This is a genomic window from Streptomyces corynorhini (genome assembly GCF_003346515.1).
Lineage (GTDB): Bacteria > Actinomycetota > Actinomycetes > Streptomycetales > Streptomycetaceae > Streptomyces > Streptomyces corynorhini.
Map to the genome: position 1 here is coordinate 1 of NZ_QQNA01000230.1, position 9,458 is coordinate 9,458.

The window sequence follows — 9,458 nt, forward strand, 5'->3', positions numbered from 1 at the left end:
ACGCGCCACCACCCCATGCAGAGACCGCGCGCCCCGCAGGGCGAACCAGCCCGGCAGCCAGCAGCCGGGCCGGGCAACGATCCTTCCTTCCCTGGGAACCCTTCCCCCGGTAGACGCTACACCCTGGGAGGTGGGAAAACACCAGGTCGGGGCATACGAAAGCCCCGCCCGGCACGTGGCCGAACGGGGCTGGTCCGCCGTCTGCGGCGGGGCTACATGGCCCGTAGCTGTTCGCTGGGGGTGGGAAGCGCGGGGCGTTCGTAGAGGCAGTCAGGGCATACGTGCTGGACGTATCCGGGGCCGCTCACGCGCTCCACGTAGCCGATCTCTATCGGGGCACCGGTCGGGTTCCCGCACGCAACGCAGACCACATCCGGGACGTTGACGTCGGGGACAGGAACGCGTTCCCACGACTGCCCCCATGCGTTGCGGTGGCAGCCCTCATGGTCGGTACCGAGGAAGCACGGGAGGCTGTTGATTCCGATGTGCGGTCGCCCCTCGAACCCGGGACGCTGCGCGCCGCACGTCTCCGTGAGGGCGTTCACGCGGTCACCGCCGTACGGACCTGGTGGACGCCGTGCCCGGTGTACGGGTAGTCGACACCGTGGGCAGCGAATCCCGCTGCGTAGCGGCGTTCCCGCTGTACGGGTGTGAGCGCCATGGGCTCTTTGGCGCGGAAGACGGCTCGTGCGTCCGCCGAGCTTGGTCCGGCCCAAGGCTTGGTCCAGGGGCTGACGGGGGGCACGCTCGGTGCGGTGGTGGCCGCTCGGCGCTTCCCGGTAGCGGGCAGCATGGCGGCAAGGATGAGGCGCAGGCATGCCACGAGGGCACGCGCGATAGAGTGACGCACGTCAACAGGTCCAATCTGTTGGCCACGCCCCGGGAGTGTTGGTAGCACTCGCCGGGGTCTCTTTTTTGTTGTGAGAGGGAACGGTAGCACCCTCCGCAATATCCGCGCGTTGGATTGCGTGAACGGCGTTACCCCTACCAGAACCAGTGAGGGAACATCTGCCGCGCCTGGCGTACTGCCTCCTTGGCGGCGGGGTCGAACGTCTCCCAAGAGTGCTCCCGCGAGTGCTCCAGGAAGAGAAAGCACGCGTCCCCCGCTTCCGTTCCGCCCTCGGGAACTCCGCACCATGAGTGCGACTCGAACTGTACGGCGCCGTCCGGCTTCCACAGGGCCCACAGCGCGGTGCTCATGTCGTGCGCCCACTCCCAGACAAAGGCGGCGTGTTCGTCGGCATGCCAAAGCGCAAGCTCACAGCGAACCGCGTCGTCAAGGAGCGCCAAATCATCAGGCACCACCGAACCCTGCCCTGCAATGATTGCCAACACCGCTTCACGTACGGGAATTTCGGCGGTCGCGTTGCACACACGCATTGTTCAGCTCCAATTGAAAAGCCCCGCCCATGCGCCGGGGGTAACGCACGGACGGGACTCTCCACCGGCAGAGTGGGGGCTCTGCCGACTACCCTTTACCGGGCTCTGCGTCACCGGCAAAGGGAGACCGCTCCGGCCCTGGATACGGGGGTGACCGGAGCGGCGTTTCGGGGCCCGTACCGGGGCCGTCCCCGCCGGTCGATTACGGGCCCGGTACGGGGGTTCATGAGTGGCGGGTCGCTACGAAAGTGATGAACCACCCGATCAACCCAGCGATAATCAGGCAGGCGAGCGCCCACCCACAGCACACGAGCCGTACGAGGATCTTCACCAGTACAGTTCGCCCTTCTCGGGTTTCCGGGGGACGGGCTGGTCGTCATGCTGGGGATGTCTCCGCAGCAACACGATGCAGTCGATGACGTCCCCGGGTTGACCGTTGAGTTCGGCGGTTCGCTTTGCGGTTTCCAGCTTCCTGCATTTTGTGCAGTTCTTGGCAGTCATTCGGCACCGTCCACGGTCGGCGCGGGATGCCCCGTAACCCGCTCGAAGAATGCTTTGGTGTCAAGCTTTTGAAGCCCGGTGAGTATCAGCTGCGTACGCAGTGAGACCTGCTCGTCCAGGGCCTCATCGATGGCGCGTTCAAGTTGGCCGGCCCGGTGACGGAGTTGGGCGTACGCGAGGGTGAGACTCAAGGGCGTTGGCTGATCGCTCACGGATATCCCCCGCTTGAGCGAATGTTCCGCTGCCCCAACCGAGCGCGGATTCTCGCCATGACGGTGCTGTGCGACCTGTCGTCGTCACCCTTGTCCGTCGGCGCTGGCTTATCCGGGCACTCGGGATGTCCGCACTGGCACGGTGGCCACCGGAGCACGGACTTGTCCGGCTGACCGCTGGTGGGGCTCACCACGTCTCACCCGGGCCCGGTACGGAGAGCGCAAGAAGCTTGTCCGCCATCCGGTGGAGCCCGCCCTTGCCGGGGACTGTGTACCCGGTGCGCGGTACCCAGTCCGGAGCAAGTCGCCAGAAACCCCCCGCCCGGATGAGTTCGTATAACTGGTCCGCGTCGCTGCTGGGGGCCGTCGCTGGTGTCCCCTGGTCATCCATGGTCGCCCCGCTTCCTGGAGTGATCTCGACTCGCTCTAGGCAACTGGACGACTACGCACGGCGCTACGCTTGTCACAGCGTGAAGACATAAGAGCCATAAGACCGCTGTGAGGGGATGGGGCAGTGAGGACACTGGAGTCGAACACAGCACTTGAGCGGCTGTACCGCGAGAGCGGGTGGACGATGCGTCAGTTCGCCCAGGAGGTCAACCGCATCGGGACCGAACGGGGAACTCCTCTCAAATACCAACAGCCCTCTGTCAGCCAGTGGTTGAAGGGGCAGCTGCCCAAGGAATCCGTCCGCCCGCTGATCTTGGAAGCGTTCGCCCGGAGACTGCTCCGCCCCGTCACGCGCGCCGAGGCAGGGTTTCCCACGCCCTCCAAAGAATCAAACGCCTATCCGGATACGGTGGAAGGGCTGATCGACTTGGGGAGGCACGACGTGGACCCGTCCCGCCGAAGCTTTGTCGGAGCAAGCCTATTCTCTGTCGCTCTCACCATTCCGAACTGGCCGGACGTCGCGGGGCGAATGGAAGCCGTCCAGACCGGAAGAACGCAGCGCATAGGGATGCACGAAGTTGAAATGGTCATCGCCATGACGGAGAAAGTGTCAGAACTCGATGACCAATTCGGGGGCAGGAATGCCCGGCCGATGGCGGCGGCATTCCTCGTGAACACAGTTGCCCCATACCTTAAGGCCGATGCCCCCGAGGAAGTCCGCAAAGCGATGATGTCGGCAGCTTCGGACCTTTGCTATCTCACCGGATACATGGCCGTTGATGAGGGAATCCACGGACTGGCGCAACAGTATTACCTGAAAGCCCTGGAACTGGCAGGGGCGTCAGAGGACCATCTCACATACTGCACCACGCTGCGAGGAATGAGCGTCCAGGCCGTTGACCTCGGTCATGGAAAGGCCGCAATGCGGCTTGCCGATGCCGCCGCAGCAGCATCCCCACAGGCTGGGCCTCGAATGCGCGCTTTCTTGGCCGGGCAGCAAGCCCATGCGGCAGCGCAAATCGGAGACCGCTCGAATTCTTTGATGTATCTGCGGGAAGCCGAAGTCGCCATGGATAAGGCCGAATCCCAGCAGAAGATTTTCGGTTCCTATGATCCGGCCGCATTGAACTACCATACCAGTCAGGTTCGGTACGAGCTTGGTGATGTGGTGGGAGCAGTAGAAGCCATGCAGCAGTCTGACAAATTGCGCTACGACATCTATCGGCGAACGCGCGTGAAAGAGCGCGCCATTCTCGCCGAACGGCAATTCGCGGTTGGCCATTTGGAAGCAGCTTGCGCCACATGGAGTAGCGCACTGGACGACTATCCGCTAATTCAGTCCGGGAGGGCGGATCAGCGAATGCGGAACCTGCTTCAACTGGCGAAACCGCACCTCAAAAATCACGTAGCTCGCGATGTTTACGAGCGGGCACGTTTGATTACCCCCAAGACGCTCAGGGCCTGAACTGAAAAAAGAGAGCCCCGTACCCGCCGCCCTGATCAAGGGAGACTAGTACGGGGTCTCTGCGATGCGATCAGCCGTTCAGGACTCCGGTAAGGCGCGCGGCAGCCTTACCGCCGAACATGGCGAGTCCGCAGTAGAAATCAATCCGGGTCCGGAACACCGGCTTTTCATGGGCCTCGCCCAAATCGGTTGCCTGAATCCCGCCGTTGGTGAGACCGGTTACCCCGGTGTCAGCCTCTGACGCGCCGAACCGGACGGCGTACATGTCGCTGGTCTCTTTGCCATCCTCACCGATCGTCAGCGGGATAACGTCCGTCCCGTCGAGATTCTGGCCGGCATCCAGAAGGGGAACACCGTTCCATGTGGGGGCATGCTTTCCCCCGATGTCGCTCACAAGGAGTTCGCTGCCGCCAAGTCGCCGGAACCCAGACTTGATCTTGGCGATTATCTCACTGTTGGCATAGATGGCACCGTTCGATCCACTGAGTCCGCCAACCCGCCCGACCAGGGAATCCAGCGCATCGAAAAACGAAAATCCATCTGCCACCGGGGCAAGCCCCTCGGCATCGACCACCTGCGAGCCGATCAGCCTCTTACGGAGACCATCGAAACCCTTCGGGTTGACGGTGATGTCACCGTTGAAGAACTGATCAGAAAAGTGGATCGACGCAGCCTTGATCTTCATGTGCGTATGAATAGCGCGCTGCTCATTCAGATTACTGCGCGTCTGCACAATGAACTTGTCGACGTCAGCGTCACCTCCGAGGATGGCGAGAGTTTCGATCCGCTGGTTGACTGCACCAACACTCTCCGGGTATGCCTCGTTCACGGCGCGGAAAGCGACACCGGGAAGCTTCGATTCCTCGTTATACTTGTACGCACTCCCTTGGACTTTGATAAGCGGAAGGCGGTCAAGGATCGGCGATTCCTGAATGAACATTTCAATTACGCCGAGCTTGAGCATGTCTTCGGTGAGCTTGGCGGATTCGGCAAGAGTAAGTGCCATTATTCATTTCTCCTTGTTCTGATATCAGTGCGGTGCTGCGTGTCAGTCCCAGATATCCGAGTCGTCATCATCGGATTCCGGAGCGGTAATAGCGGTTCGTGCACTCGGCGAGAGGCCCAACTCCCTGATATACCGGGCGAGTTGGGTCCGGTACTGCGCTGCGATGGTGGCCGCGCCGTTCTTCACCGTTCCGCGTTCTGCGGTCACCATGAGCCCACGCTCTGAAAGATCCCGCTCGGCCTGGTCGATACGCGCGACACACACGCACAGATCCTTGACGGTCGCATGGTCCACCTCGCCAATACCGGCGGCGGCTTCCAATACCGGTACTACGCGCCGCCATTCGACAGATGCCACCTTGCGGCACCGCTCGTTCGCTGATTCAACAGCGGGATCGGAGGATGTCTTGAACACCTCGCCCCAATCCGGCTCGGTAAGGATCGCGCGAGGGATTATCACTCCCTCTTTGATCGGTTTCTTTGACGGGTTACCTTCGCGTGCCCGCTGGACAGCGGACATGGGCCGGTATCGGTCGGCCACGAATTCTCACTTTCTTTTGGTGCGTTCAATTTGGGGTTCCAAAAATGCTTTCAGCTCCGGTGAAAGATTTCCGCCTCCCTCTCGCTCAGGATCGGACAGGGAAGGGAGTACCCCCCTGCTCAGAACAACGGACGCTCACCCGATTCACGGCGGGATTTCGCTTCCGCAGCAAATCCGCCCGGCTGATACCGTGCCGTTTCGCGGTTATGGCACGCGACACACAACGGCCGAAGATGCTTCGCGGAATCCGGATTCGCCTCGCCCCGTGCCATCAACTCGCGTCGTGACAGCGGGAAATGGTCCGCCACGTTCGCCGACCGGCCACACAACACACACCACGGGTTCGCGTACAAGTACGCCCTACGGATGCGCTGCCAACGCGTCGTGTAAACCACACCGCCACGTGACGCACGGTCTTTCGCTGCTTCCCGCTTGTGTGCCGCACAACGGCCACCCGTGGTCAGCTCGGGGCACCCGGGGATCGTGCAGGGGGTACGGGGTTTACGGGGCATAGGGACTCTAACTTTCCGTCCGCCCTAGATGAGCCCTCAAGGAGGTCGGACATGCATCGGGATTGACAGATTCTCATTCACGCGAACCTGTCAGTTTAGTACCAACGGGCTATTGCGCCGTAGCTCAAATGGGGGGTAGCCGCGCCAGCCGAGTCATGGAGAGGATTGGAGCAGCGGCAGGCGATGGCCTCCGTTGGGAAATTGCTCTCCTCTGACAGGAACTCGCCTTGCCTAAAAATTCATCCGACGCCAACACTCCGCCTGTGCTTGAAGTCCGTTTCGGGTTCCACTTGACGATGCAACGCATCCCCGGATGGCTGATGGCAGCCCTCGCTACGACCACCGGAAGCATGCTTGCGGCCTGGTTTACCGCACGCTGACACCGAACTCCGTACGCGTCTTCAGCCCGTGGCACCCGTGACACAACACCTGAACATTCCCGTCAACGTCCGCACCACCGAGGGACAGCGGGCGCACATGGTCCACGTCCACCCCGTCCGCGGGGAAGTCGCCCAAGCACCAGTCGCACCAGGCCGAGCCCCGTTCCTGCACTCGCCGGCGGAGCCGAGCAGCAGCGTCTCGACGGTTCGCACGGCGCCTACCCCGTGCACGGCGGGAACGGACACTCTCCCGGCCCTCATACGCCCCGTGATGCGTTTTGCAGCGTCCGCGGTGCGTGGCGGGCTCGGTGCAGTCGATACAGCGCATGTGCGTCCCCCTGGTGGTGAGCGTCGTTGTGTGCCCGCCCCGAGACTGGAACTCGGGAACTCTGCGGATTGCATACGGATCTCCCCGAGGGGGCCGGTACCGCGCACCTCTAGCCGTTGGGTCAGCGGGCATGGTGTCGTCCTGGCGCTCATTGAGCTTCGGGACAACGTGGGGGACTGCACGGACTTGCAACCCTGTTCAGCGCCCCGAGGGGCGGTTACTGGTAGGCGGTGCAGTCCCCCGAACGCGTTGCCTCACGACCCCTGCGGCCACCCCTTCCGGGGTGCGTGGTGCGCGGGCAACGTAGTGAGAGCGGATACTCAGACCGCCGGTCTCCCCCTTGGGATGGGTGCGCGGTAACCCCGCTCTCATAAGTTGTAGGGACGGAAGGTTTCCTGCGCCTTCCCCGCGTCGTGCGGTAGGCGGTCGGGATCGGTTTCTTCCTGGTGCCCCAGTAGTAGGGACCGAAGGTTTCCCGGAGGGTCTGAAAAGTGTCACGGTGACGGCCGAGACACCGATCTCTCTTCTCTACTACTTTTTCTATGTGTTCTAAAAAAATACAAAAACTCGTCACTCCAACACTCTTCGCCTCGCTGCTGGGTAGCCCCGTCTGAGGCCGAGCCGACGAGCAGCCCCAGGAACGACCTGCAGGCCCGTGTGCGGACATAGAACAGCCCCGGTGGTCACCGTGGACCGTCCGGGGCTGTATCGGCCCTACAGGGGCTGTTACGCGGCTTGGTCGAACTCTTCCGTGGGCTGGGCACCTTCGGGTGTGGCCCATGTGATGGTGACGCGTTCGCCGCCGTTGAACGGCCGCCCACGCTTGGTGGACTTGGACACTGTGATGTGTTCGATGGCTACGGCCAAAAGGTCGTGTCGCATGGCGGGGTCTGCGTTCTGCCACACGTCCAGGGCGTTGCCATCGATGATGAACTGAACGTCGATTCGGGTGTCTCCGGCGAGTGCGCGTATGCGTGCTTCCGCTGTGTCGAGTCGCTTTTCGGCGGCGGTCTTGTGGGGGATGCGGTAGCGGGCGCTCCGGCCGGTGTAGAAGTCGGCAGCGTCGTCCGCCATGAACTTGTCGAGCTTGGCTTGAGCTGCTTTGAGTTCGGCCCGTGCGTCCTTGATTTCCTGTGTCTCCTCCGGACGGGTGAGGGCCTGCCAGCGTTCGGCCACGGCAATCATCAGGTCGTCTTCGTCGCCTGTCTCGCCCAACCGTGCTGCCCACTCAGCCACTACGTACTTCTCCAATGCGGTTCGCGTGACATAGGTGGGGGCGGGGCAGGCGCCGCCACCAGAGTTGTAGCCGCATTCGTAGGAGTCGCCACTGAGCTGCATGGAATGTCCGCATCCGGCGCAGCGCAGAAGTCCGGTCAAGGCGTGGGTGGCGCGTCCGGGGCGTGGTGTGGTTGAGCTGACTTTTTGGTGTCCGGCGATGACGCGTCGGGCGCGTGCGGCAAGTTCGGCGGGGACCATCCGCGGAAGGATGTCGGGCTCGACGCATCGCACGCGTTCGCCGTTCGGGGCGATGTGGTGTACCGGTGTCTTCCCGCCGTGCGTGAGCGTCATCCATCCCTCGTAAGCAGGGTGCATGAGGATGTCACGGACAGATGCGCCGGTCCATGCCTTGCCCGTGGACGAGACGATGCCCTCGGCGTTGAACGCACGGGCTACGGCACGCCCGGACATGCCCTCGGCCACGTCGTTGAAGATGCGGAGAACGATCTCCCACGGTGTGACCTCGCGCTGTTCCTTGGCGAGGCAGATGTAGGGGGTGTGGTTCGGGGAGAGTCGGCGAGTGTCGGGGTCGACTGTCAGGCCGAAGGGTGCGCGCGCGAGCCAGCGTCCTTCGTTGCGCTGGCGGTTCTTGGTGCTGCACACGTTGTGGCTCAGGCGCTGGGAGTACTCACGCGCGTTCTCGGAACGGTCGATGATCCAACGGCGGTCGCGTTCGTCCATCGAGTCGAGACGCTCGTAGTCGAAGATGACGCGGGCTTTGCCGAGGATCGGAACGACGGCTTCGGCACCCTTACGGCTGAAACGGTCGAGCGCGTAGCACCACAGCGCGGGTACCTCGCCGTTGAGGACGGCGTCCATGGCAGCGTCGTACTTCGGACGCTTCACATCCGACCAGGCGGACAGGTTCTCTTTCCAGATTTTGCGGACGCGGTAGCCGTTCTCCTCGGCCCACGCGCGGCCCCGCTCCTCCTGCGCCCGGATGGACAGAGCGCGTTCGCCCTCGCGGACAACCTTGGACTTCCTGAGCAGTAGATCGGCTTCCGGGCGGTTGTCGGCTGCTGCGCTGGCTGGTGCCGTGCGGCGTTCGGTGGCCTTTTCCATACCCCTTGTAGGGACGGAAGGTGCCCGGTGTGCCTTGACCGGTGTAGCTGTCGACATGGGGTTACCCCTTGTGACCTGCGGAAACGGTCCGCTGCCCGAGTAGGTCCCAGGGTGTTGGGCCTACTCCGGGCCGCCCCTCCCGAGTACCTGCACTTGCGCCGCAGGGACGGGTGTCAAGGGTGACCGAAGGTCATCGCGCAGCGACGCGACGAAGGAGCGCCCTTTACTCCCGGCCCGGAGGCGCGAAACTCAAACCGGAGAGGGGCGGCCCCCACCCGTCATGAATGGTGCTGGTTCAGCTCGCTTACCTCTTGGTACTGACCCGCAGAACGCAGCGGGTGGTGACCAGCGGGGCATGAGTCCCCACCAGCAGCGGACGGTCAGTCGCTGAGCCGGAGCCGAGC

Annotated in this window: 7 protein-coding genes; 1 reads left to right on the forward strand and 6 read right to left on the reverse strand. The window is 63.0% G+C overall.

What is annotated here, in order from left to right:
- Positions 1 to 984: 984 nt before the first annotated feature.
- Positions 985 to 1,380 carry a hypothetical protein gene (locus tag DVH02_RS25825; protein ID WP_147286128.1) on the reverse strand — a complete coding sequence of 132 codons (396 nt, stop codon included), beginning with the start codon at positions 1,378 to 1,380 and terminating at the stop codon, positions 985 to 987.
- A 497-nt stretch (positions 1,381 to 1,877) separates the two neighbouring features.
- On the reverse strand, positions 1,878 to 2,093 hold the full coding sequence (locus DVH02_RS25830) for a hypothetical protein (protein WP_114626259.1): 216 nt from the start codon (positions 2,091 to 2,093) through the stop codon (positions 1,878 to 1,880).
- A 514-nt stretch (positions 2,094 to 2,607) separates the two neighbouring features.
- On the opposite strand from DVH02_RS25830, the gene DVH02_RS25840 reads away from it, so the two are divergent.
- Positions 2,608 to 3,948 (forward strand): tetratricopeptide repeat protein, encoded by a 1,341-nt coding sequence (locus DVH02_RS25840; protein ID WP_114626260.1) that lies wholly within the window; start codon positions 2,608 to 2,610, stop codon positions 3,946 to 3,948.
- A 70-nt stretch (positions 3,949 to 4,018) separates the two neighbouring features.
- On the opposite strand, the gene DVH02_RS25845 is transcribed toward DVH02_RS25840, so the two are convergent.
- From DVH02_RS25845 to DVH02_RS25865, 4 genes are all read right to left on the reverse strand, one after another.
- Positions 4,019 to 4,954, reverse strand: a complete 936-nt coding sequence (locus tag DVH02_RS25845; RefSeq protein WP_114626261.1) for a major capsid protein — start codon at positions 4,952 to 4,954, stop codon at positions 4,019 to 4,021.
- 42 nt (positions 4,955 to 4,996) lie between these two features.
- A complete protein-coding gene (locus tag DVH02_RS25850) occupies positions 4,997 to 5,494 on the reverse strand; it encodes a phage terminase small subunit P27 family (RefSeq protein ID WP_233518458.1) in 498 nt (165 codons plus the stop codon).
- 878 nt (positions 5,495 to 6,372) lie between these two features.
- Positions 6,373 to 6,846 (reverse strand): HNH endonuclease, encoded by a 474-nt coding sequence (locus DVH02_RS25860; RefSeq protein ID WP_325051405.1) that lies wholly within the window; start codon positions 6,844 to 6,846, stop codon positions 6,373 to 6,375.
- 594 nt (positions 6,847 to 7,440) lie between these two features.
- A complete protein-coding gene (locus tag DVH02_RS25865; RefSeq protein WP_158575940.1) occupies positions 7,441 to 9,054 on the reverse strand; it encodes a recombinase family protein in 1,614 nt (537 codons plus the stop codon).
- Positions 9,055 to 9,458: the final 404 nt, after the last annotated feature.